20 protein-coding genes and 2 pseudogenes are annotated in these 23,835 nt (G+C 43.3%); 16 read left to right on the forward strand and 6 right to left on the reverse strand.

What is annotated here, in order from left to right; all coding sequences use genetic code 11:
- Positions 1 to 18: 18 nt before the first annotated feature.
- From AC6I1H_RS12500 to AC6I1H_RS12555, 12 genes are all read left to right on the forward strand, one after another.
- Positions 19 to 963, forward strand: coding sequence for a ketopantoate reductase family protein (locus AC6I1H_RS12500; RefSeq protein WP_497737891.1), 945 nt, complete (start codon positions 19 to 21; stop codon positions 961 to 963).
- A complete protein-coding gene (locus tag AC6I1H_RS12505) occupies positions 960 to 2,009 on the forward strand; it encodes a TRAP transporter substrate-binding protein (RefSeq protein ID WP_497737892.1) in 1,050 nt (349 codons plus the stop codon). Before AC6I1H_RS12500 ends, AC6I1H_RS12505 begins: the two co-directional genes overlap by 4 nt.
- A 95-nt stretch (positions 2,010 to 2,104) precedes the next feature.
- Positions 2,105 to 2,581: a TRAP transporter small permease gene (locus tag AC6I1H_RS12510; protein ID WP_497737893.1), complete on the forward strand. Its 477-nt coding sequence runs from the start codon at positions 2,105 to 2,107 to the stop codon at positions 2,579 to 2,581.
- Entirely contained in the window at positions 2,578 to 3,840 is a 1,263-nt protein-coding gene (locus tag AC6I1H_RS12515; RefSeq protein WP_497737894.1) for a TRAP transporter large permease, read from the forward strand. The genes AC6I1H_RS12510 and AC6I1H_RS12515 overlap by 4 nt, the downstream gene beginning before the upstream one ends.
- A gap of 54 nt (positions 3,841 to 3,894) precedes the next feature.
- Positions 3,895 to 4,998: a butyrate kinase gene (buk, locus tag AC6I1H_RS12520; protein WP_497737895.1), complete on the forward strand. Its 1,104-nt coding sequence runs from the start codon at positions 3,895 to 3,897 to the stop codon at positions 4,996 to 4,998.
- A gap of 38 nt (positions 4,999 to 5,036) precedes the next feature.
- Positions 5,037 to 5,933, forward strand: a complete 897-nt coding sequence (locus tag AC6I1H_RS12525; RefSeq protein ID WP_497737896.1) for a bifunctional enoyl-CoA hydratase/phosphate acetyltransferase — start codon at positions 5,037 to 5,039, stop codon at positions 5,931 to 5,933.
- Between the two features lie 167 nt (positions 5,934 to 6,100).
- A complete protein-coding gene (locus AC6I1H_RS12530) occupies positions 6,101 to 7,273 on the forward strand; it encodes an MFS transporter (protein ID WP_497737898.1) in 1,173 nt (390 codons plus the stop codon).
- Between the two features lie 238 nt (positions 7,274 to 7,511).
- Positions 7,512 to 8,666, forward strand: a complete 1,155-nt coding sequence (locus AC6I1H_RS12535; RefSeq protein WP_497737899.1) for a uroporphyrinogen decarboxylase family protein — start codon at positions 7,512 to 7,514, stop codon at positions 8,664 to 8,666.
- Between the two features lie 14 nt (positions 8,667 to 8,680).
- Positions 8,681 to 8,827, forward strand: a complete 147-nt coding sequence (locus AC6I1H_RS12540; RefSeq protein WP_497737900.1) for a hypothetical protein — start codon at positions 8,681 to 8,683, stop codon at positions 8,825 to 8,827.
- 96 nt (positions 8,828 to 8,923) lie between these two features.
- Entirely contained in the window at positions 8,924 to 9,994 is a 1,071-nt protein-coding gene (locus tag AC6I1H_RS12545) for a TRAP transporter substrate-binding protein (RefSeq protein WP_497737901.1), read from the forward strand.
- Positions 9,995 to 10,184: 190 nt separating this feature from the next.
- A complete protein-coding gene (locus tag AC6I1H_RS12550; protein WP_497737902.1) occupies positions 10,185 to 10,673 on the forward strand; it encodes a TRAP transporter small permease in 489 nt (162 codons plus the stop codon).
- A complete protein-coding gene (locus AC6I1H_RS12555) occupies positions 10,670 to 11,971 on the forward strand; it encodes a TRAP transporter large permease (protein WP_497737903.1) in 1,302 nt (433 codons plus the stop codon). Before AC6I1H_RS12550 ends, AC6I1H_RS12555 begins: the two co-directional genes overlap by 4 nt.
- Before the next feature lie 81 nt (positions 11,972 to 12,052).
- Here AC6I1H_RS12555 and aldA read toward each other — a convergent pair whose 3' ends face one another.
- The 6 genes from aldA to AC6I1H_RS12585 all read right to left on the reverse strand — a co-directional run bounded on the left by aldA (position 12,053) and on the right by AC6I1H_RS12585 (position 19,704).
- The gene (gene aldA, locus AC6I1H_RS12560) at positions 12,053 to 13,495 is read right to left on the reverse strand and encodes an aldehyde dehydrogenase (protein WP_497737904.1); all 1,443 of its coding nucleotides are present in this window, start codon (positions 13,493 to 13,495) and stop codon (positions 12,053 to 12,055) included.
- 305 nt (positions 13,496 to 13,800) lie between these two features.
- Positions 13,801 to 15,045, reverse strand: a complete 1,245-nt coding sequence (locus tag AC6I1H_RS12565) for an NAD(P)-dependent malic enzyme (RefSeq protein ID WP_497737905.1) — start codon at positions 15,043 to 15,045, stop codon at positions 13,801 to 13,803.
- Positions 15,046 to 15,145: 100 nt separating this feature from the next.
- The gene (locus AC6I1H_RS12570; protein ID WP_497737906.1) at positions 15,146 to 15,697 is read right to left on the reverse strand and encodes a Fe-S-containing hydro-lyase; all 552 of its coding nucleotides are present in this window, start codon (positions 15,695 to 15,697) and stop codon (positions 15,146 to 15,148) included.
- 17 nt (positions 15,698 to 15,714) lie between these two features.
- Positions 15,715 to 16,560: a fumarate hydratase gene (locus tag AC6I1H_RS12575; protein WP_497737907.1), complete on the reverse strand. Its 846-nt coding sequence runs from the start codon at positions 16,558 to 16,560 to the stop codon at positions 15,715 to 15,717.
- A gap of 357 nt (positions 16,561 to 16,917) precedes the next feature.
- Positions 16,918 to 17,829: a peptidase gene (locus tag AC6I1H_RS12580; protein WP_497737908.1), complete on the reverse strand. Its 912-nt coding sequence runs from the start codon at positions 17,827 to 17,829 to the stop codon at positions 16,918 to 16,920.
- A gap of 234 nt (positions 17,830 to 18,063) precedes the next feature.
- Positions 18,064 to 19,704, reverse strand: coding sequence for a glutamate synthase-related protein (locus AC6I1H_RS12585; protein ID WP_497737909.1), 1,641 nt, complete (start codon positions 19,702 to 19,704; stop codon positions 18,064 to 18,066).
- Between the two features lie 369 nt (positions 19,705 to 20,073).
- Between AC6I1H_RS12585 and AC6I1H_RS12590 the strand changes: the two genes are divergently transcribed.
- From AC6I1H_RS12590 to AC6I1H_RS12605, 4 genes and pseudogenes are all read left to right on the forward strand, one after another.
- Positions 20,074 to 20,235 carry a hydantoinase/oxoprolinase N-terminal domain-containing protein gene (locus AC6I1H_RS12590; RefSeq protein ID WP_497740788.1) on the forward strand — a complete coding sequence of 54 codons (162 nt, stop codon included), beginning with the start codon at positions 20,074 to 20,076 and terminating at the stop codon, positions 20,233 to 20,235.
- Positions 20,223 to 22,622: pseudogene (locus tag AC6I1H_RS12595) on the forward strand (hydantoinase B/oxoprolinase family protein); the annotation flags it as partial. The gene AC6I1H_RS12590 and the pseudogene AC6I1H_RS12595, both read left to right, overlap by 13 nt.
- 78 nt (positions 22,623 to 22,700) lie before the next feature.
- Complete coding sequence (locus AC6I1H_RS12600; protein WP_497737910.1) at positions 22,701 to 23,414, forward strand: GntR family transcriptional regulator; 714 nt, start codon at positions 22,701 to 22,703, stop codon at positions 23,412 to 23,414.
- A gap of 53 nt (positions 23,415 to 23,467) precedes the next feature.
- A pseudogene (locus AC6I1H_RS12605) lies at positions 23,468 to 23,824 on the forward strand (ATP-binding cassette domain-containing protein); the annotation flags it as partial.
- Between the last annotated feature and the right edge of the window lie 11 nt (positions 23,825 to 23,835).

The following is a 23,835-nucleotide window of genomic DNA, read 5'->3' on the forward strand; positions in this document are numbered from 1 at the left end:
CAATTGGCAGGTGAAAAAATGAATATATATGTGGTTGGAGCAGGAGCGATGGGATGCCTATTTGGCGGCTTGCTAAAATTAAATGGCCATGATGTGACACTGATAGAAGTATCACAAATCCAAATCGACACCATCAACAGCAATGGCCTGGTAATAGAAACGGATACAGGGTCAAAAAGGATAAGAATTCCTGCCAAATATGCCCACGAAGTTGAAGAAAAAGCTGAACTTATATTGGTTTTCACAAAAACTTACCATACTGAAGAAGCAATGAAATCAATCCGACATTTAATCGGTAAAAACACATATATATTAACGCTTCAGAATGGCCTCGGAAACCTGGAAAAAATAAACAAATTCGTGCAATTATCAAAAATAATAATCGGCATGACAAATCATCCCAGCGATATGATAGCGCCGGGTCATATTCGTTCTATCGGAAAAGGCAAATCAAAAATTATGTCAGCCGACGGCAAAACTAACCCTATGCTTGAGACGGTATGTGAGACATTTAATGAAGCTAATTTACCCTGTGAAATTTCGCCTGATATTTTTTGTGACATATGGGAAAAGGTAGCCTTTAATGTATCTTTAAATTCAATAGGAGCTGTTACGCATTTGACAAATGGAGGAATTGCCTCTGTGCCTGAAGGCGTTGAATTGGCAAAAAGAGTTGTGGAGGAGGTGATAATGGTTGCCAATAAAAAAGGAATACGGGCAAAACAGGAAAGAGTAATAGCTGCAGTAGAGAATGCATTAGCAAATCATCCTAATCATAAAAGCTCTATGCTTCAGGATATTTTGGCAAAACGACCCACGGAAATTGATTCATTAAATGGTGCTGTTGCAAGAGAAGCAAAAAAAATTGGGTTGAGCGTCCCTGTCACGGAAACTCTTTACTGTCTCGTGAAAATTCAAGAAAAGACTTACGGCAATCAAAATTTTCGGGAGGGAAAAGTATGAGAAAAAAACAATATGTTTATTTGTCCGTACTGTTGATATTAGTGGTTTTATTAACTGCGGCCTGTTCTGGAGCTAAATCACCAGGCGAGTCCAATAATCAGTCCGGTAATTCTGCAGCCAATACCGAGAGTAAACAGGAACCAAAAGTTCTTAAGCTGGGTCATATCGGTTCATTGGAAAACGAATACAATTTAATGGCTGAAAGATTTAAACAGGAAGTAGAAAAAAGAACAAACGGGCGGTACGTCATTCAGATATACCCTGCCAGGCAGTTGGGCGGTGACAGGGAAATCATCGAAGCCATGCAGTATGGGAACGTTGATGCAGGCGTTGTAACCAGTTCGCCCATGGTAAACTTTGTTCCGGCTTTGGGAGTGTTAGACTTGCCGTACGTGTTTAAAAGCTGGGACCATATAGAAAGATATGCTAAATCAGATGCGCTGCAAGAACTTTTGAAGGAGGGAGAGAAAGCTGGTTTAATAAATTTGGCAGTTTTGCCGCGAGGCTTCAGAAGCATTACTAATTCTAAACACCCCATTAGGGTGCCTGAGGATTTGAAAGACATCAAGATAAGGGTTATTGAAAGCCCGGTTTTTGTAAACACCTTTAAACTTTTTGGAGGAACAGTTATTGCCATGGCAGCGGGAGAGGTTTATACAGCTTTACAGCAGAAGACTATCGATGCACAGGAAAATACACCTGCAGTTAATGTATATGAAAGATTTTATGAAGTGCAAAAATATTTCTCTCTAACCCAGCACATGTCGGCATGGGGAATTGTAACAATAAGCAAGGCTACCTGGGATAAGATGCCAGCCGAAGACCAGAAAATATTCAGAGAAGCAGCTTTGGCAGCACAGGAAACTCAAACGAAATTACAGAGAGAAAGTGAGGCTGGTTTCATAAAACAATTGCAGGAAAAAGGCATGGAAATTAACGATGACGTCGATCGAGAAGCTTTTGCAAAAGTGACGAAACCGGTTGTGGATGATTGGATAGCTAAAAATGGCGATAAATATATTAAAGCGATACAGGAGCTAGAGTAAAAAGTGGGTTTTATAGATGTTGAGGTTGGCAGAAAATCAATTCTGCCAGCCTATTCTTGCAAAGTTAATTATCCGGATGAAAAGGAGATGTCTAAATGGGTATATTATACCGTATTAGCGAAATATCCGATAAATTCTTCCGGTTTTTAGTAACAGTATTTTTTATAGCCATGTTTGTTCTATATTTCGGACAGGTAGTATTAAGGTATTTTTTTCATACTGGATTGCCGTGGGCGGAAGAATTGGTCCGCTATTTAATGATCGGTATGACATATATCGGCGCTGCCGTATTAACTAAAGAAGGTTCACAGATATGTATGACTCTAATAGAAGATATTTTTCCCTATACAAAAAAATGGCTACATCTAATTCAATATATTTTTACAATAATTTTTTATGTGATTATAACTTACCTCGCAATTCTTACTTTAAATCTCGCCCAAACGCAAAAATCTCCTGCTATGAACCTTCCCATGAGCGTTATATATGCTGTAATCCCCTTGAGCACTATATTCATGGTAATTCATTTGATAATCAAAATATACGAGAACATCAAGGGGGGAGAAAAATGATAACTATATTTTTATTGTCTGCAATTGTATTTTTATTTCTCGGCTTTCCAATTGCTGTAACAGTGGGTTTGTCTTCTGTCCTCTATATACTTGCTTCAGGCATCAAACCTTTAATTATTATACAGCGATTATTTGCCGGTATTGACATGGCAGCAATCCTAGCTATCCCCTTTTTTGTTCTGGCTGGCGATCTCATGAATATAGGCGGTCTTGCAAAAAGACTGGTGCGTTTGGCCAACTCTATTATAGGAAATGCCACAGGCGGTCTTGCCGTTGTTACGATCTTGGGCTGCATGTTTTTTGCAGCAATATCCGGCAGTGGTGTCGCTACTGCTGCTGCTCTGGGCAGTATTATGATACCGGCTATGGTGAAGAGAGGGTATGATACTGATTTTGCCTCTGCAGTGGTGGCTTCTGCTGCGCCAATTGGCGTCATTATCCCGCCCAGTATCTCTTTTGTAATAATTGGTGTTCTTTCTGGAACGTCCATATCCGATTTATATAAAGCGGGGATACCTGCGGGTATAATAACCGGGATAGCTTTGATTATAGTTTCCGTCTGGATGTCCAAGAAAAAGAATTATAAAGGAGAGGAAATTCCCTTTGATTTAAAAAATATCTGGAACGCCTTCAAAGATGCGATTTGGGCTTTGGGCACTCCGTTAATCCTCATAGGCGGCGTATTCGGTGGAATTTTTACGCCAACAGAATCAGCAGTGGTGGCAGTAGCATATGCCATTGTAGTCGGCAGATATATTTACAAAGAAATGTCCTGGAACGATATTCTTAACGTATTTATTATGTCCGCTAAAACTTCAGTTAGAATTTTATTCATTATTTCCAATGCGGCTCTTTTCGCATGGGTGCTAACCATTGAAAGAGTTCCCCAGCAGATTATGGAAAGCTTTTTGGCCGTATCGAACAGCCCAATCCTGCTTCTGATGATTATCAACGTAATTTTGTTAATTGCGGGAAGTTTTTTGGAAAGTGGCTCTATTCAGGTCATTACAGTGCCTTTATTATGGCCCATTATAACTAAATTAGGAATTAACCCTGTCCATTTTGGCATAATCATGACCGTAAATCTGGCCATAGGTCTGATGACACCGCCGTTTGGTGTTGTCTTGTTTACGACCTCCAGCGTTGGCAATACAAGCATACAAAGAATTTCGGCTAAACTCATACCGTTTTTTATAGCCATGGTCGTCGCTTTGCTCATAATAACTTACATTCCACAATCAGTTATGTTTATGTTCTGAAAAACGAGATAAGAACATGATATTGCATTAAGTGATTGAGAAAGGGTGATTGCAATGCCTTCAAAAAGAATTTTAGTATTAAATCTTGGTTCCACTTCTACCAAAATAGCGGTATTTCAAGATGGCGAAGCGATATTTAAGGAGTCGGTGAAGCACTCAGCAGATGAAATAAAAAAATTTTCAGATATATGGGATCAATATGATTACAGGAAAAATATAATACTTGAAAAACTTAAAGAAAGGAATGTAGAACTAACCTCACTTTGTGCTATTGCCAGCCGGGGAGGCAATACAAAGCCAATACCGGGTGGAATATATTTTATAGACGAAAAAATGATCATTGATATGAAAAGCCGAAGATACGGCACCCATCCCACCAACGTAGGTTGTGCCATTGCCCTGGATTTAGGGAAAGAGCTGGGTATTCCGGTGCTTACGGTGGATCCGCCGGTTACGGATGAATTCTGCAATTTGGCAAGGTATTCGGGATTGCCAATAATACGAAGAATGAGCAGTTTTCATGCATTAAACTCCAAAGCTACCGCAAAAAAAATAGCTGAAAAACTGGGGAAAAAGTATGAAGAAATAAATATGATAGTGGTCCACCTCGGGGGAGGCATTTCAGTAGGAGCTCATGAAAAGGGAAAAGTTATTGACGTTAATAATTCTCTGGATGGCGACGGGCCTTTTTCTCCTGAAAGAGCAGGAAGTCTTCCAACTGCAGATCTGGTGAGATTGTGTTTTTCAGGCAAGTATACTGAGAAGGAGATTCTCCAGATGTTGACAGGAAAAGGCGGCCTGGTCGCCTATCTCGGCACAAACAACTGCCAGGAAGTGGAAGAGCGAATTGATAAAGGAGACGAGAAAGCAAGGGAAGTCTATGAAGCAATGGCGTATCAGGTTTCCAAGGAAATCGGAAGCGCTGCCGCCGTTTTGAAAGGTGATGTTGAAGCCATCGCTCTGACAGGCAGCCTTGCCTATTCGGAGCGTTTTGTTAATTATCTGAAAGAACGTGTATCTTTCATTGCGCCGATTTACTTGAACCCGGGCGAGAACGAAATGGAAGCACTGGCTGAAGGCGTTTTTAGATTTTTAAATGGGCAAGAGCAAGCTAAGATTTATGAAGAATGCTGTTATACAGAAAGCAAGGTTTCATGAACTCATTTCACAATTGCTCGAATTAGGAGGAATGATGCATGATAAAAAGCATAAATTCGATCATTGCCAACGTTGTAAATGAAAATAAAAAAACCATTGCGATAGCTGCCGCAGAAGATTATGATGTGGTGAAAATCGTAAAAGAATGCAAAGCGATGAATCTTGCAGATTTCATTTTAGTAGGCGACAGGAAAAAGATAATGGAAATTGCCGATCAGAATGGAATTAAGCTTGATGCTGAAATAATTGATATAAATGATCATGCTTTGGCGGCGGAAATGGCAGTTAATCTGGTTAAGCAAAAAAATGCAAATGTGATAATGAAAGGTCTGCTGCATACCAGCACATTTTTAAAAGCAGTATTAAATAAAGAAACAGGTCTTAATAAAGGAAGCCTGATAAGTCAGATTTCGGTTTATGATAAAATTGAAGGAGAAGGCCTGCAATTGCTTACCGATTGCGTCATAAGCATTCAGCCAACTCTCGAACAAAAAAAACAAATAATAGAGAATGCCGTGGAATGTGCAAGAAAATTAGGAATAGATAAACCCAAGGTAGCAGTATTGTCTTGCCTGGAAATAGTAAATCCAGATATTCCCGATACTGTGGATGCCGCTATATTGAGCAAAATGGCCGACAGAGGTCAAATAAAGAATTGTATTGTTGATGGCCCCTTTGCCCTGGATAACGCTGTTTCTATTGAGGCTGCCAGGCATAAAAATATCAATAGCGAAGTGGCAGGCAATGCAGATATATTGCTGGTTCCAAACCTGCAGGTCGGAAATGTTTTAACAAAAGCCCTGGTGTACTTTGCGAAGATGCGGGTTGCAGCAGCAATAATGGGAGCAACGGCGCCGATTGTAATGACCTCAAGGACGGATACAATTGATAATAAAATACTTTCGATTGCTTTAGCCATATATTTATCGGACTAAAGTGAGACTTGAATGAGTTTTTCAAAATGGAATCTAAATATTGCAAATTGAAGTTATTATTTTATAAATACAATACGAAAAGCCGTAAAATAGGTATATCAAATTAAAAGGCATGTTTCTTGCTTGCATAATAATTAGGAATATTATCGAGTTAGGAGGGGCAGATTGTGGAGGCAAAACAGGGTATACGATCTGAATCAAAGATGCCTTTATGGACTAAAAACTTCATAATAATCTGTATAGCGACGCTGCTTTTTTGGTGCAATTCTCATATACTTATGCCTGTTCTGCCCTTATATGTTGTATCTTTAGGCATAGATAGGAAACTTATAGGTACTATTAATGGGTGTTTTACAATTGCCGCCCTCTTTGCACGACCTTTTGTTGGCAGGGAATGTGACCAGCGGGGCAGAAAAACCATTTACCTTATGGGCCTTACAGCCCTATTTATAGCAGCTTTTGGTTATTGCTGGGCGCACTCCTTTTTATTTGTATTGCTCTTGCGTATGCTCCACGGGGTCGGTTGGGCAGCCTGTTCGACATCGTCAAATACAATTGCGACTGATTTAATCCCTGCTGAGCGCAGAGGAGAGGGCATGAGTTATTTCGGGATGTTTACAACAGTTGCGATGGCTGTCGCACCAGCCTTGGGATTAAGAATGCTTGATACACATGGTTTTAAAGCTGTTTTCTCTATTTCTATGGTTATGGCAGCAGCTGCTATACTGGTAAGCCAGGCTTTAAAACTTCAAAAATATTCAATTGATTCACTCAATAGTGCTCAACCTGCTCTCTTTGATAAAAGGGCTTTAAGAGTCAGCACTATGATGTTTTTTCTTGCCTTACCATACAGTGGAATCATAACATTTATTGCATTGTGTGCAGAGGAAAGAGGGATTAAAAACATTAGTTTATTTTTTTTCACCTATGCTCTTGCTATCATGGTTTCTAGACTTAAAGTAGGAAAATATTATGACAAAAATGGTCCAGCGCTTATAATTATGATGAGTATGCTGGCGCTGTTTGTTTCGAATTTGTTGTTGTCATTTGCTTTTAACATATGTTTATTCATTCTAGGGGGTATTATTTTTGGGTTCGGTTATGGTTCTTTACAGCCGACGCTTTTGGCTTTATCTGTTAAGGGAATTGAACCAGAAAGAAGAGGGGCGGTTAATGGCACAGTAATGTCTGCCTTTGACTTGGGAGTAGGTATTGGTTCAATACTTTTGGGAGTTGTGGCAAATTATGGCGGATATTCGGCTATGTATATGACAGCTTCTTGCGCACCGGTGGCTGGGATTTTACTATATTTAAAATGGAAGCAGATTACTATTACATAGTAAAATAATATAGAATTGAATCAAACAGCAAGTTTTCAAAATGAAATTTCAATATTTCAAATTGAATTTTAAATTGCATCAAAAAAATATGAAAAACCGCAAAATACTTAAATCAAGCCAATTGGCATATTTCTTGCTATTGAAATAAATATATATACAACTATTTACAAGTGTTAATATCTTAAATAGATTCTTTGTATTTTGATTACTAAAAAATAAGTGCACAGGTGGGTGAGTTATGAAATTAGATGAAAAAAATCAATATCAGGCGCGTTTGGAAAGGTTCACAAAAGCTTTTCTATTGGAAGAACCGGATAGAATTCCAATTGAAATTATTTTTGATGCCACTTTTTGCATTCAATATGCCGGTTACTCTTTAACTGAAGGCACATGGGACATCAATAAGGCAGGGTCGGCAATAGAAAAATGCTTTGCAGATTTCGAGTTTGATTATTGCAGAAGTTTTACTTTTCGCTCTCCCCAGTTTTATAAGGTGCTTGGAGCAAAGACCTTTATCCAGAGCAATAAAGGTTACATGCAGCATCCTGAAGTGCACGGCCTAGAACCGAATGAATATCGCGAGTTTATTGAGAATCCCTTTGGTTGTTTAACAGAAAAAGTCATTCCCAGACTCTATACCGAGCTTGATCAGCCCAAGCCTTATAATATGGTGGCCTTGATCAAAGCCATGTATGTTTATAACACAGTGATGGCAAAATACCGAGATATTCAGGCATCTATTGCTGAAAAGTTTGGTGTGCCCATGGTCACAGGAGGAGCGATTGAAGCGCCCATGGATTTTGTAGCTGACTTTATCAGGGGATTTTCCGGGATATCCATCGATATCCGCAGGAATCCCGAGGAAGTAGAAGCCGCCTGTGAAGTAGCCATGCAGTTGATGATAAAAAAGGCGATGATGAGTAAGCCCGGTATAACATCACAAATATTCATACCCCTTCATATGCCGGCATTTCTGCGCGAGCAGCAGTTTGCCCGATTTTACTGGCCAACCTTTAAAAAAATGATTACCACCCTGGCTGAGGCCGGGCACTGCTTCTATATCTTTTTTGAAGGCGATTGGGCGCGGTATTACGATTATTTGCAGGAACTTCCCGCCAGGAAAATTATTGCCAAGATGGAATACGGCGATCCTAAACTGGCCAAAGAGAAATTGGGTAAAACCATGTGCATTACCGGCTTCTTCCCCCAATCACTGTTGGCAAACGGGACAAAACAACAATGCCTGGATAAAATTAAAGAACTGGTGGATGTTCTGGCTCCGGGGGGCGGTTATATGTTTTCAGCGGACAAAAACCTTATAGGGTTGAGTGACGTTAATATGGAAAATTACCATGCGGTTATAGATTATCTTTACAAATATGGCAATTATTAGGGAGGTCGAACAAAATGGAGGAAGCTTTATCAAAGTATCTTACGCCATGGGTGGATGTGAAAAAGATTATGGAAAATCCTCCTGAAGACCCTAAAATGGAGGAATATTGGAAAGATATGAACAACTATGTGCTTAATTTTGTCTTATCACTTTTAATGTGAGTCTATTATATTGCACATGTCTAACCATGATATGTTTATAATAAATGTTTAAAATAAAATAATCTTTAAACAAATATAAAAAGAGGAGGGAATCTAATGCCCAAAAAAAGAATTAATATTGCTTTAGTTGCTGCTTTAGTCATAACAATATTAGCCATGATTATTTCTGGCTGTAGCGCCAAGAAAACCTCGGAACCTACGGCTGGCTCAGAGCCACAAAAGGTAGAAATCGTAATGGGCCATCCTTTTGCAGCGCAGCATCCAATCAGTCAGCAGATTTTGATCCCTTTGGCAGAAGAACTTAAAGAGAAGAGCGGAGGCCGGATCACACTGACTATTCATGCGGGCGGCGCCGTAACGAGCGCGACCACGGTCCGTGAAGACGTTGCCAATGGAGCTATTGATATGGGCTGGACGCTGCAGGGATATACACCCGGTAAGTACCCGCTGACAGACGTGATAGAACTGCCATTTCAGTTCGATTCTACTCTTCAGGCATCTTATGTGCTTTGGGAGTTGTTCCAGCAATCCCCGGATTTTCAGAGGGAATACGGCGACGTCAAAGTGTTGGGTCTTTGGGTAACCGATCCTGGGGAATTATTGACAAAAAAGCCTGTCAAGAAACCTGAGGATTTGGCAGGAATGCGGATTCGTTTTTCCGGACCGGCTCAGGAATCTATGATCAAAAAATTCGGCGGCACACCGGTAGGTATGGCCATGCCGGAAGTATATGACGCTTTGCAGCGAGGAGTTATTGATGGAGTGGCCAATGGTCCCTCTGTTATTCAATCTTATAAGTTGAATGAGGTTATTAAATATACCACCCGCGGTTTGAATTCCTTCTATTCCGCTCAGGTTATATTCATGAACAAGGATAAGTGGGACAGCCTTTCTCCTGAAGACCAGAAGTTATTGGCCAGTCTTACTGGAGAGGTGATTTACAGAAAAGCTACTGATATTTACAGCGCTGGGTATCAAAAAGGCTTAGACTTGGCCAAAGAATCCAATGTTGTTATTAATGATATAACCCCGGAAGAAAGGGAAGAATGGAAAGCCAAAACCAGAGATATTGTTGATGAATGGCTTAAAAGGGTAAATGAAAAAGGTCTTCCCGGTCAGCAGATACTGGATTTGGTTCATAAGCTTGCTAAAGAATATAAACCTTAAAATCAATCAATAAATATAACTATTAAATAGGGTAGATTAAAAAACGGCTAGTTTTTTTAATTGTAATAAGAGACTGCAGTGTTGAGCGCTGTGGTTGCCAATAGCGATTGCAGCGCTGATTTTTCTTTTTTTGTTATTTGCTGATTTGCAGCCGAAATTAATATAGTTGGCATACAGGGAGGTTTTACAGGTGGAAAAGGTTTCCTATTATATCAATTGCATTATCAACCGCATCAGTACCGTTATGATGCTTTTGTTAACTTTTATAACCATAATTGATATTACGGGACGCTTTATTTTTAATAAACCACTTCCCGGAACTATAGAAGTCACTGAATTGAGCCTTGTGTTGATTGTTTATTTGACATTAGGGTATACAGAACACTTCGATGAACATGTCGTAATAGACACTGCATATAAATTAATGCCAAAGACTGTGCAATTCGTTCTCTATATGGCAGCGGGCTTGATTTCCTTTGCTACTGTCCTCTTGATGGCATGGCAGTTGTACGTATATGCCGGCCGCATGATAGCCGGAGATTATCAAACCGGTGTTTTGGGCATACCTTATTATCCGGTGGTCCTGGCAGCATCTTTTGGTTCTGTATGTTATTCCCTGGCAATTCTTTCAAATATGATCAAGTTTTATAAGAGCGAAAGGAAGGAAAACAAGTCATGACACCAGAAATGATCGGCATAATTGGTATATTGATAATGCTTTTAATGATAGCAATTCGGGTACCGGTAGCTATTGCCATGATTGCTGTTTCTTTTATCGGGACGAGCATGCTTGTTTCGCCTGCTGCTGCCCTGGCTAAACTTGGAGGGGACGCCTTTGCGTATTCGAAAATATATTCGCTCAGCGTTATGCCGCTTTTCATCATGATGGGAATGTTCCTGTCACACGCCAGATTGGGCAGCGCTTTGTATGAGTTGTTTGATGCTTTATTGGGCCGCATTCGAGGAGGGCTTGCGATGGCAACTATTGCCTCAAGCGCCCTTTTCGCCGCTGTTTCCGGTTCGGCTATTGCTACAGCTACGACCATTGCAAGCGTGTCGGTGGATGAGATGCGCAAGTATGAGTATGACGAAGGGCTTGCTGCAGGATGCGCAGCCGTTGGCGGGACGCTTGGCATTCTTATACCGCCGAGCTCAACAATGGTGCTGTACGGTGCACTCACGGAAGAGACCATCGGGGGTTGTCTGATTGCTGGTATTATACCAGGAATCATTACTACCATTTTATTGATGATTACAGTATACCTTTTGGTATTGAGAAAGCCATCACTGGCTCCAATGGCTTCAGAAGAGAATCAGACTAAACTTACATGGCGATTGATAAGGGAAGTATGGGTTATACCTGCAATTTTTCTGATCAGTATCGGGGGAATATATATCGGAGCCTTTACGCCTACGGAAGCAGGAGCAGTGGGCGCTTTTTTAGCCCTGGTTTTACCGCTGCTGCAGCGCAAACTAAGCTGGAAAGGCTTTATAGAGGCAATGAATCAATCCGCGCGCATTAATGCTATGACATTCATCATCCTGATTGGTGGATTGATGTTTGGACGATTTCTTTCACTGAGCCGCATACCTCTGGTTATGACTGATTTTGTCAAAACAATGGAAGTTAGTCCCTATCTCGTTTTGGCTGTCATCTTCCTCATTTATTTTGTGCTCGGTTGTTTAATGGATGGCATGGCTATCCTGGCGATCATGACCCCTGTGGTTTATCCTATTATAAAAGCATTGGGGTACGATGGAATCTGGTTTGGAGTTTTGACCGTTCTGATGCTTAATATTGGCCTGCTGACTCCGCCAGTAGGGGTTGTAAGCCTTGTCACAGCTTCTGTCACGAAAGTACCGCCCATGAAAGTGTTCCGGGGGGTCGTTCCATTTTGGATAACTCTGATAGTGGCCTGCATTATAGTTATCATCTTCCCCCAATTGGCAACCTTTTTACCAAGTCTAATGAAATAGGCTCTGACATCGTTTGAAAATTAGGCTTTTAAAACAAAATAGGAACGACTATTGTCAAAAGGGTGGGATTCTCCCACCCTTTTAGCGATATTTTAAATACACTACTCTTGTCTGCAGAAATTCCTCCATGCCATGCCTTCCATCATCGCCGCCGATGCCCGACTTCTTCCAGCCAGCATGATAGCCGTTGATTGCCTCCCCCTGCTGCCGGTTAATGTATAGCTCGCCGGATTCGATATTATTTGCTATTTCGAAGGCTTTTTTGATGTCTTCGGTATATAAACTGGCCGTCAAGCCGTATTCGCAATCGTTGGCGAGTTCTAGAGCTTCATCAAGAGTTTTGAATGTCATTATAGGTAATACAGGGCCGAAGATCTCACGGCGCATTATATCCATATCTTGACTACATTTTGTGAGCACTGTGGGTTCGTAAAAACTGCCTTTTTGAAGTTTTTCGGGCACCTTGCCGCCGGTTAAAAGTACAGCACCCTGTTCAATCGCTTTTTTCACCATTTCATCTACAAATTTGACAGCTCGGTGGTTAATTAAAGGGCCCATATTAATCTGGGGGTTTATCAGGCCATCACCGATGGTTACCTTCTTCATCAAATCCACAACTTTGCTTGTAAATTTTTTTGCCACGCTCTCGTGAACATACACTCGCTCCACACAATTGCACACCTGGCCGGCATTGCTAATTTTGGAACCTACTATGCATCTTGCTGCCAGTTCTAGATCTGCATCATCCATTACTATAGCTGGTGCCTTTCCGCCAAGTTCCAAAGAAATTTTCGTTATGTTTTCAGCGCATAATCTCATAATCTGAGACCCAGTTTCCACGCTCCCGGTGAATGTTACCATATTGACACCGGGGTTCGTGCAGAGCGATGTACCGATTTCAGAACCTTTTCCAGTAATCACATTTACTATTCCTTTAGGAAGACCAACCTCTTCAACAATTTTTGCAAATTCCAGAGCGCAATTCGGTGTCTCACTGCTCGGCTTTATAATTACACCATTGCCTGTTATAAGGGCTGGCGCCACTTTTCTGATCAATATGCTGAAGGGGGAATTCCAAGGTATAATACATGCTACTACTCCCATAGGTTCTTTATAGATGAATATGTTTTCTTTTTCCGAATCACTGGGAACAATTTCGCCTTCAATTCTGCGAGCCCATTCAGCGTTATACTTCATACGTTCCGCTGCCTTTTTTACTTCATTAATCGCCTGCACAAGGGGTTTGCCCTGTTCTTGGGTCACCACTTTTCCCAATTTTTCGGCATTGTCTAATATTTTTGCCACTATCTTCTGTAAGTATTCTGCTCGCTTTGCGGAAGGCAATTTCCTCCATTGTTGCTGTGCAGCCTTGCAAGCGGATACAGCATTTTCGACGTCTTTTGCAGAACATTGTGGCGCCTGACTTATTACCTCGTCCGTGGCGGGGTTTACCACGTCAAAATATTTTCCGGATTCTGACTCCACAAACTGACCGTTGATAAAAACTTTGTATCTGACCATCATAATTCACTTCCCTTCAGTAGTTTCTAGGCGTTTGGAAAACTTGATGTCAAGTCATCTAAAGAGATGACAATTACTTTTTTACCCATGTTAAGACCTTTTGATCTCGCTTGTCGCCGCTAAGACTTGCGCCTCTACGGGCGGGAGCTTGCCGGCGATAAACTCGAAATAAGTACAACTAAGGTTCAGATGGGATCAAAACACTTACTACCGATATGCTTTTAAAAGCATAACGAGGGTGCGACTAAGGTTCAGGTGTGGTCAGGAACCCCACCTGAACCAAGTCTTCTTTATTCTATTATTAATTATTAATTGAAATACGAGTTGGCTTTTTTCACCAGTTCCTCAGTATTCCTGACTATTTCCTGGAGGTCGACCTTTAATCTGGCGACACCGGTTTCCATTGCCGCTTTGGCTACGGCTTTGGCTACTGCCGGAGCGACCCTCGGATCGAAGGGTTTTGGAATGATATAATCTTCGCTGAGCTCATTTTCATCAATCAATTCTGCCAATGCATGAGCCGCAGCTAGTTTCATTTCTTCATTGATTTGGGTGGCCCGGACATCCAGAGCTCCCCTGAACACGCCCGGGAACGCCAGCACGTTGTTTATCTGATTCGGGTAGTCTGATCTACCGGTCCCTACCACGCGGGCTCCAGCTTCTTTGGCTTCTGCCGGGTCTATTTCGGGAACGGGGTTGGCCATCGCAAAGATAATGGGGTCTTTCTTCATGCTCTTTACCATTTCTTTGCTCACTATTTTTGCAGAGGATACGCCGATAAACACGTCGGAATCCTTCAACGCGTCTGCAAGTGTACCCTGGCGGTTTTCTCTGTTTGTTATTTGTGCCAGTTCTTCCTTGGCCCAGTTCATACCGGAGGTTCTGCCCCTGTAAATTATTCCGCTGCGGTCGCACATGAGTATATCCCCGACGCCTGCTTTAAGAAAAATTTTTGCTATCGCAGTACCTGCTGCGCCTGAGCCGTTTATCACCACTGTGAGGTCTTCTAGGCTCTTTTTGACAATCTTCAATGCGTTTAAAAGCCCGGCCAGGGCAATTATTGCGGTGCCATGCTGGTCGTCATGGAAAACGGGTATGGACAGTTTTTCTTTAAGCCTATTTTCTACCTCAAAGCAGGCTGGCGCTGCTATATCCTCGAGGTTTATTCCTCCGAATACCGGCGCTATGAGGGTTACCGTTTCGATGATTTTTTCAATATCTGTAGTATCTATGCATATTGGAAACGCATCAATGCCTGCAAAACACTTGAATAAGATGGATTTGCCTTCCATAACCGGAATAGCGGCGCTGGCTCCTATGTTCCCGAGCCCGAGAACGGCCGTGCCGTCTGATACGACAGCTACCATGTTGCCCTTTGCGGTATAGTCATATACCTTTGTTATATCCGCATGTATCTCCTTGCACGGTTCCGCCACGCCGGGAGTATATGCCAGGCTCAGGCTTTCCTTGTCTTTCACCGGGACCTTGCTCATTACTTCGAGTTTGCCTTTGTTGTCTTTGTGAAGTTTTAATGCATCATCTCTTAATGCCATTAAAAGTCCTCCTTTTTCAGTTCAAAATCGGGAATAAAAATTATTCTGGAATACGAGTTTCATCGATATATTTAAAAAACATACCAATCATAAAAAATATTCATCGTTGCCGGTATCTTTCTTTTCCGGTTGTATAAAGATTGTTGCCTTCCGAATCGATTATAACCGTAACGGGGAAGTCCTCCACCCTTAATCTGTATATGGCTTCCGGCCCCAGATCGGGGAAGGCGAGGACTTCGGCCTCTTTAATCGACTCGGCGAGCAGTGCCCCGGCCCCTCCTATGGCGCCGAAGTACACGCACCTGTATTTTATTATTGCATCTACGACCGCCTGCGAACGCAAGCCCTTGCCGATCATGCCTTTGAGACCGTTTTGCAGCAATGTGGGGGTGTACGGGTCCATGCGGCCGCTGGTGGTGGGGCCTGCAGACCCGATTACGGCTCCAGGCTTTGCAGGGCAGGGGCCTACATAATATATGACCTGACCATCCAGATCAAAAGGTAGTTTTTCACCTTTCTGTATCATTTCAAACAGACGCTTGTGGGCGGCGTCGCGGCCGGTGTATATAATGCCGTTTAGCAAGACCCTGTCGCCGCATTTCAAATCCTGCACCATTTCCAGGGTCAAAGGCGTTGAAATCATTTTCGTCATTTTTCTCACCACCTGATTTATATTTCGGCTTCCATATGCCTTGCTACGTGGCATTGAATGTTTATGGCAACAGGAAGGCTGGCAATATGGGCCGGGAATGTTTCAATATGCACCGCAAGGGCGGTTACTGTACCTCCGAATCCCTGAGGTCCAATGCCGAGTTTGTTTATTTCTTTCAACAATTCCCTTTCAAGGTCTGCTACTTCAGGCTGAGAGTGGTGCTGGCCCAGGGGACGAAGCAGCGCCTTCTTTGCTATGAGGGTTGCGACTTCAATGGTTCCACCCACGCCTATTCCAACCACAATCGGAGGGCATGGGTTCGACCCGGCCCTGTCCACTGTTTCCAGTACAAATCTTTTTATGCCCTCTACTCCGTCTGCCGGGCTCAGCATGCGGAGAGCGCTCATGTTTTCGCTGCCGCCGCCTTTTGGCGCCAGGATTATGTTGATTTTGTCACCCGGTACTATTTCGGTGTGGATTATGGCCGGAGTGTTGTCTTTTGTGTTTTTTCTGGTCAAAAACGGGTCAGTGACTATTGACTTTCTAAGGTAGCCGTTTATATATCCGCGCCTTACTCCTTCATTTATGGCATCCACTAGATTGCCGCCGGTTATTCTGACATCCTGGCCGAGCTTCAGGAATACCACCGCAAATCCGGTGTCCTGGCATATGGGGATATTCTTTTCTTCAGCGATTTTTGCATTTTTGATGATATCTTTTAAAATTTCCTGACCGAGGGGGGACGATTCCTTTTTTAATGCTTCATCCAGAGCATGCCTGACATCGCCGGGTAATTTGATGTTGGATTCAATGCAAAGCCTTTCGACCGTAGAAATGATTTCGCTTACATTGATTTCTCTCACTTCTCAACAATTCTCCTTTCATAAAGGATTGCCGTAATGCGGGGGAAAACATAGGGCTGAGAACAACACCCACCGAAGGTTGAGCCGCGAAAAGCAGGGCATGAGCCCTGCGGCTGGCAGAGGCATGTGCCCAATTGCCGGCAAACTTCCACGAAGCAAGGGCTGCACCTGCAAGCGGCAAGGTGAGCAAAGGTGTCGGGAAGCTCTAGCAGCAAAGAGACTTTCTACGCTAGAATTATTTTATAATATGGCAGATCAAATTACCACCAAAACTTTTGATTTTAAAAAATCTTAATCAATTATCGTGATATAAGTCAGCGCCCCCACTATGAGATATAGTAGGGGCATGCTATATTGTTATTCCGGGATTGCCATGTCTTCAGTTCCGGCCTTGCTCTGAACGGCCTGCGGATAATATCTCTCCACCATTTCCTTTACGATTGCCGCCTGTTTTGCCATATCCCTGCCGTTCTGAGCCGTAGTTAATTCTCCGTGAGCTGAGATTACGGAATTGCCGGTCTTAAGGTGTATGGGGGCGCCCACGCGTACCATTTCGGGGGCTTCATACACGCGGATGAATCCGCCGGAACCCGGAGGGTTGTCCGTATGCACGTCAATAGGTACATTGACCGTTGCTCTCAATGCTGCTATCATCGGCAATGTAAGGTCTCTTACGGGGTTTATGGAATTGGCTCCTAAATCCTGCAGCATCTTAAAGCTTGCGGGATTGCCGTGGCCGACATGGGCGGAGCATTTGAAGTGCATATTCTTTGGTAGCTCTCCGGCCTTGCGAAGCTCATTCAAAACCCACAGCAGGCCTTCGTCGTAAACGAGTACGCCACGGCAGCCGACTTCTGCGATTCTCTTCACGTCTTCGACGGCCCTGACTACCTGCTCCATGCCTCTCAAGCGGTATCCGATTCTGACACCCTGCTGGCTCAACCTTGTTGCGCTAGTGTCGTAGGTGGCTCTGGGCCCTACGGACAAGTTCAGCTCCACTTTGTAATGCTTGGCTATAGCGACATATTCTTTCAATTCGGCCAGGGTGTGGCGAAATGCACCGTAGGTCTCGTCTACCCGGTTTATGGTAATCCCTAGCTTTTCCGCCTCTTCCAGAAGCGCCTTCATGGCTTCTGCAGAGTTAATGGTTGGAACTTCCAGACGGTAATCCGCGCCGTCGGGGAATTTTTTGGTAGAGGTTGGCAAATCGTAAAGATCTCCCTCCGGCAAACCTAATTTTTTCATAAAGGCTCTCGTTTTGTCGAACATTTTTCCTCTCCTCCTGAATAATTTATTTGTTTATAAAGTTTATTTAGCAACTTTTGTACCAACCGAGATAAATCAGGCAAATCAGGCATTGAGCGGATTTATTTACAATTTGTAAAGAAAAAAATATTTCATATTGAATTATCTTTTCAAAATGAAATAATACAAGAATAAAAAAACTGCCGACAGTTGTTCTGTCGACAGTTTGTGGACTCCCTTTATAGAAGGCCTATTATTTCAGGAATTCAATATATTTAAGGCAATATCATTTTTTATATCAGTAATAAAGGGTATGCCGGTTTCCCTTTCGGTCTCCCGGTTTGCCGAAGCGATATCCTGCCGTGAAAGCGCGGCAAGAGAAAACTTTCTTGCGCCCGCCATCAGCTGCTGCAGTCCAGCTCCGAGCTTGTCCGCTAGCGTCCATACGGCAATGGCACCATAAGGAATGTTTTTCATTTCTTCTTCTCCGACTTTCTTTTTCACTTCATGATAGCCCGAGAAAATTTCCTCAGCCTTGAGACCGAGTTGGGAAACGGTGATCGGCAGGGAATCCCAGTTTCCGTTGACCTTTGCTTTTCTTTCAGGATGCAGCACCCCTTCGATATTTGAACCTGCAAAGGCGGGTATCATCAGGGCACGCCCCATGCAAACCAGCTTTGTAAACGGCGCACCCAGGGCAAGGGCCTTGAAGATGTGGTCTTCTCTTGCAAAGCCGCCGGCAAAGGCGATGTCTACGACTTTTTTGCCCTTTCCTGCAAGGATTGATGCGTACTCATGCGCTTTCGAATGCAAAAGTATCGACGGCACGCCCCATGTCTCCATCATGTTCCACGGGCTCATGCCGGTTCCGCCTCCGGAACCGTCTATGGTGAGCAGGTCAAGGTTGGCGTCCGTTGCAAATTTAATGGCCATGGCCAGGTTTTCCATACCGTAGGAGCCGGTCTTCAGCGTGATTTTCTTGTAGCCGATACTCCTCAGGTATTCTACGGCCTTCATGAACTCTTCTCTTACTTCTTCATATGAAGACAAATTGGTATATCCAAGCCTGCTGTGCCTTGCAAAGGATTTTATAGCCCCGTTTTTATACCCCTCCACAATCTCGGGCTTTTCCGGGTCCGGGTCGAGGACGTAGCCGCGCTTTTTGAGGAAAACAGCGTAATCGATGTCCTTTACCTGGATTTCACCGCCGATGCATTTTGCACCCTGGCCCCATTTTAATTCTATCACGACTTTATCGCCGTATTTTTCAATGACGTATTCCGCCACGCCGTTTCTGGCGTCTTCCACGTTCATCTGAACGAAAATGGCGCCGTATCCGTCGAAATAGCGCAGATATGTTTCTATTCTCCTATCGAGTTCCGGCGCCTTTTTAATTTTGCCGTTCTCAATGACGGCATCCTTGTCGATGCCCGCCACATTTTCGCCTATCACTATCGGAAATCCTGAAAGAGCGGCGCCTATAGCCAGTGAATCCCAGTACTTTGCCGCAATGAAAGTGGAACCCAAAGCTCCGGTCATGATGGGAAGCCTTGCCTTTGTTTTTTCAAAGGCGCCAAATTCGGTTTCAATATTCACATTGGGGAATATGCAGTCATCGGGAGAGCTCGATAAATTTTCGACCATTCCTTCTGCGCCGTAATTGTAACCCAAAATCCTCAACGAGTTATACGATACTCCCACATGGATGGTGTTGCCGCTTCCAGCGGTTACAGTGCCGAAGTCTCGGGGATACAGCATTTTTCTTCCCACAAGACTGGAAAGCCAGGTCTCGCACTTTCCCTGGCAGTCAGCCCTGCAAAGCGTGCACAGGCCGGATTCTGCCGGATTCCCCCTGTTTACTGTCCCCAGGACATCGTTGGTTTTCGACCACTGAAACATTTGCATCTTCCTTTCTTTAAAAATATATGGTTATTTTATTAATTATAAAATTGTTAAAACAATTCAATGGATACCTGCATACAGTTATTGCTGGATTAATGTATTTAAAAATACCATAAATTCAAAAACTTGTCAATGCATATTTATATAATCAAATTTTTTTAACATCAAGAAGGAATTTTCAAAATGACGTAGAATAATATATTATAATGTAATATTACAATATAATACAAGTTAAAACTGCAGTATAAAAAATTTTACTGTAGTGAATAATCTTTCATATGGCATTCCGGAAGCATATGAAGAAGTTAAAGATTCGAAACACGCAACACAGGGAAAGGAGCAAGTTTGAGCATGCAGGAATTCAAAATGCCGACGATTGATGAGATTCGCAATCATCCAAATGATCCATCCCGGGCAATTGTTACGGGCATACTGGAGATGTTGAAACAAAAAGACATACCCTGTGACCGGGTTGATTATCTTGCACACGGGACCACTGTTGCAACCAATGCGCTGAAGCAGGAATAAAGGTAGACCCATATATAACGCAGTCAAACGGGAGTATCATTTCAATTTCCGAGACCATAAAAAATCCTGTGCGAACTGCGGTATCGGGACCGAGTGCAGGTGTCGTTGGCGCCATATATATTACAGGCATGTGTGGAATAGGCAATATAATCACGTTCGACATGGGGGGCACCAGTGCGGATGTGAGCCTTATTGAAAACGGAAGGCCGCTTCTGACCTCAGAAAGAGTTATTCACGGCTACCCTGTAAGGATACCGATGATAGATATTGTAACAGTAGGGGCAGGCGGAGGCAGTATCGCCTGGCTTGACGCCGGAGGAGCGTTGAAAGTGGGCCCGGAAAGTGCGGGAGCGGAGCCGGGGCCGGCATGTTACGGCCGGGGAGGTAAAGAGCCCACGGTTACAGATGCGAATGTGATTTTGGGCAGATTAAATCCGGAATATATTCTCGACGGCAAAATGAAACTAATGCCTTCTCTCTCGGAAGAGGTAATAAAGGATAAGATATGTTCCAGGACGGGCCTGAGCTTGATTGAAGCCGCAGCCGGCATCATTGCAGTCGTGAACTCTAATATGGTCAGAGCCATAAGAATCGTTTCCGTAGAAAGGGGATATGACCCCAGGGAGTTTACTCTGGTCGCCTTCGGAGGCGCTGGGCCGCTCCATGCCTGCGCAGTGGCAAACGAACTGGGCATCAGTCAGGTGTTCATCCCCCTTTCACCAGGCACATTGTGTTCTCTCGGCCTGCTGGTGGCGGATATAAAGTATGACTATGTGAAAACTCATATAATACAGGCCAGAGAGGAGAATATGGATGAGATTGACGGCATATTCGATTCTCTCATAGAAAAAGGGAAGAGATTTTTGGATGCCGAGAAAATTCCGGAAGATAAGAGACAATATATAAAGAGTGTTGACGCAAGATACAAGCGACAGAATTATGAGATTACCATCCCCGTTCAGGATGGGAAGTTTGACATGGAAAGTTTCAAAAATACAATAGCGTGGGTTGCAAATATTGCGCATCATTCCGATGTAGGTGGAAAGGTGCCAGGGAGCACATCGGGTGATGCGGTGAGCATATTTCAGGAGGGTATAAGAATACCTCCCATAAAGGTCATACAGGGAGGGAAGCCCATTCGTGAAATTATAGATTTCATACTTACCAATTGCCGCACACCTGAAGAACGCAAAGGAGATCTTCAGGCGCAGTTTGCATCAAATACAGTTGGAGCAAGGCGCGTTATAGAAGCATACAGAAAATATGGCGACAAACTTGAAGAATGTATGTATGAACTCCAGGATTATGCCGCCAGAAGATTGAGTGCGGGCATAGCGAAGGTCCCCTCGGGTATATATTCCTTTACGGATTATATGGACAATGACGGAATTAATGATGAACCTGTCAAGATATCGGTAAAGATTACGGTTGATAACGGTTTCATGATACTGGATTTTTCCGATACGAGCCCTCAAGTGTCAGGGCCGATCAATGTAACTTTTAACGGTCTTCTTGCTACTGTGTTTTACTCTCTGAAGGCGTTGATAGACCCTGACATACCTTCAAATGCGGGCATTTACAGAACATTTAAGGTGATAGCTCCAAAGGGAACGATTGTCAACGCCATTTCTCCCGCTCCCGTAGGAGAGAGGATAGACACATGTCAAAGGGTCGTGGATGTGATCTTCGGAGCAATGGCAAAAGCCATACCGGAAAGGGTTATAGCAGCCTGTAACAGTGCGGTGACCACTGCTACATTTTCAGGTATTGATCCGAGAAATGAGGCATTTTTCGTATACCTTGAGACTATTGCTGGCGGTTCGGGTGCAAGCAAAAGATGCGACGGCATGAGCGGCGTGCAGGTTCATATGACGAATACTTCGAACCTCCCGGTGGAAGCTCTCGAAATAGAATATCCGCTTCTGGTCGAAAGATATGCGTTAAGGCCCGACTCGGGCGGTGCCGGTAAATACCGCGGAGGTCTGGGAATTCAGCGCGACATAAGAATTCTCAATGACGGTGTTACATTTTCGGGCCTGGCAGATCGTCAGAAAATTGCTCCATGGGGCCTTGAAGGAGCCGGTGAAGGGGCATGCGGCGCCTACTATCACATAAGGGACGGAGTTTCCAGGCGCATCGGCTCCAAAAGTTCAAATATTGAACTCAAAAAAGGAGATGTAATCAGCATTTTGACACCCGGAGCAGGCGGGTATGGCAATCCTCTCGAACGCGAACCGGAATTGGTGAAAAAAGACGTAATAGAAGGCAAGGTATCCCCAGATAAGGCGTCAGAGCAATATGGAGTTATATTGTGCGGAAGCGGAAATGGTTTGCGGATTGATGAACAAATGACAATGGAGAGGCGCCGTAAGCTGAAAGCGCTATAATATATATTAAATATTGAATTTTAAGGGTCTTCCAGGTATTATAATTACAATAAATTTTTAAAAAAGGGGAAATCGGATATGCTTCGAGACAATGATGCAACTCCTTTATATCAACAACTTAAGGAAATTATCAGGGCAATGATAGACAAAGGGGAGTTAAAACCTGGAGACCAGATTCTGAGCGAAAACGAACTGGCTGAAAGATACAAAGTGAGCCGCATTACAATACGCCGAACACTGGCCGATCTGGTAAAAGAGGGGTTGCTGAGCCGCAAACAGGGTAAAGGGACATTCGTTGCGGCGCCAAAAATCGAAAGGGAACTGGTAAGCGTCAGCAGTTTTAGCGACAGGATGAGATCAAAAGGATATATTCCGGGAGCCCGTGTTATAAGCATAAAGCTCATTGAAGCCTCTTCAGAGGTGAGGAAGAATCTCGGACTTACAGAAGGCGAATTGGTAATAGCCATAGAGCGTCTGCGCCTGACCAATGAAGAACCTGTCGTCCTTGAAAACTCTTTCATATCCTATTCGGCTTTTCCAGGCGTTCTGGAAGCTGATATAAATATGGGGTCTCTTTATCAATTCCTGAAAGAAAAGTATAAAATTGTGCCCTCATCATCTAAAAAGACTCTTGAACTTACTATTGCCAATGAATACGAAGCCAAGCTTTTGCAGATATATCCCGGTCAGCCCCTATTCCTATTGAAAGCTCTGGTTTTGTCGGATGACAATCGGCCTGTGGAGTATGTCAAAACTCTTTTGAGGGGAGACCGCTTTAAATTTCAAATATAGTTTAAAGCAACGTCTCACATGAAAAGTTTATCCTGCAAATGGGAGAGAATGCTATGAGTAAAAAACTGCTTGAAATAAAAAACCTCAGAACTGAATTTTATACGAGAAGCGGAGTTCTCCCTGCTGTTGATAAAGTGAGTTTTTCTTTGGATTATGGCGAAATCATGGGCATTGTTGGGGAAAGCGGGAGCGGTAAGACGGTAACTTCATTATCCATAATGCAGCTGCTTCCTTTAACAGGAAGGATAACTGGCGGCGAAATTTTATTTGAAGGGGAAAACCTTCTGCAAAAAAAAGAGAAGGAGATGCAGGATGTCAGGGGAAGACTTATTTCCATGATTTTTCAGGACCCTATGGCAGCCCTGGATCCGGTATATACTTGCGGTGCCCAGATGGTCGAGGCTATCCTGTAGCTGTTGCC

Source organism: Biomaibacter sp. TOL, assembly GCF_059717795.1.

What these genes read in the sequence shown, in the direction of transcription:
- AC6I1H_RS12500 (WP_497737891.1), top strand. Translation starts at nt 19, where the DNA reads ATGAATATATATGTGGTTGGAGCAGGAGCGATGGGATGCCTATTTGGC.
- AC6I1H_RS12505 (WP_497737892.1), top strand. Translation starts at nt 960, where the DNA reads ATGAGAAAAAAACAATATGTTTATTTGTCCGTACTGTTGATATTAGTG.
- AC6I1H_RS12510 (WP_497737893.1), top strand. Translation starts at nt 2,105, where the DNA reads ATGGGTATATTATACCGTATTAGCGAAATATCCGATAAATTCTTCCGG.
- AC6I1H_RS12515 (WP_497737894.1), top strand. Translation starts at nt 2,578, where the DNA reads ATGATAACTATATTTTTATTGTCTGCAATTGTATTTTTATTTCTCGGC.
- buk (WP_497737895.1), top strand. Translation starts at nt 3,895, where the DNA reads ATGCCTTCAAAAAGAATTTTAGTATTAAATCTTGGTTCCACTTCTACC.
- AC6I1H_RS12525 (WP_497737896.1), top strand. Translation starts at nt 5,037, where the DNA reads ATGATAAAAAGCATAAATTCGATCATTGCCAACGTTGTAAATGAAAAT.
- AC6I1H_RS12535 (WP_497737899.1), top strand. Translation starts at nt 7,512, where the DNA reads ATGAAATTAGATGAAAAAAATCAATATCAGGCGCGTTTGGAAAGGTTC.
- AC6I1H_RS12540 (WP_497737900.1), top strand. Translation starts at nt 8,681, where the DNA reads ATGGAGGAAGCTTTATCAAAGTATCTTACGCCATGGGTGGATGTGAAA.
- AC6I1H_RS12545 (WP_497737901.1), top strand. Translation starts at nt 8,924, where the DNA reads ATGCCCAAAAAAAGAATTAATATTGCTTTAGTTGCTGCTTTAGTCATA.
- AC6I1H_RS12555 (WP_497737903.1), top strand. Translation starts at nt 10,670, where the DNA reads ATGACACCAGAAATGATCGGCATAATTGGTATATTGATAATGCTTTTA.
- aldA (WP_497737904.1), bottom strand. Translation starts at nt 13,495, where the DNA reads ATGATGGTCAGATACAAAGTTTTTATCAACGGTCAGTTTGTGGAGTCA.
- AC6I1H_RS12565 (WP_497737905.1), bottom strand. Translation starts at nt 15,045, where the DNA reads ATGGCATTAAGAGATGATGCATTAAAACTTCACAAAGACAACAAAGGC.
- AC6I1H_RS12570 (WP_497737906.1), bottom strand. Translation starts at nt 15,697, where the DNA reads ATGACGAAAATGATTTCAACGCCTTTGACCCTGGAAATGGTGCAGGAT.
- AC6I1H_RS12580 (WP_497737908.1), bottom strand. Translation starts at nt 17,829, where the DNA reads ATGTTCGACAAAACGAGAGCCTTTATGAAAAAATTAGGTTTGCCGGAG.
- AC6I1H_RS12585 (WP_497737909.1), bottom strand. Translation starts at nt 19,704, where the DNA reads ATGTTTCAGTGGTCGAAAACCAACGATGTCCTGGGGACAGTAAACAGG.
- AC6I1H_RS12590 (WP_497740788.1), top strand. Translation starts at nt 20,074, where the DNA reads ATGCCGACGATTGATGAGATTCGCAATCATCCAAATGATCCATCCCGG.
- AC6I1H_RS12600 (WP_497737910.1), top strand. Translation starts at nt 22,701, where the DNA reads ATGCTTCGAGACAATGATGCAACTCCTTTATATCAACAACTTAAGGAA.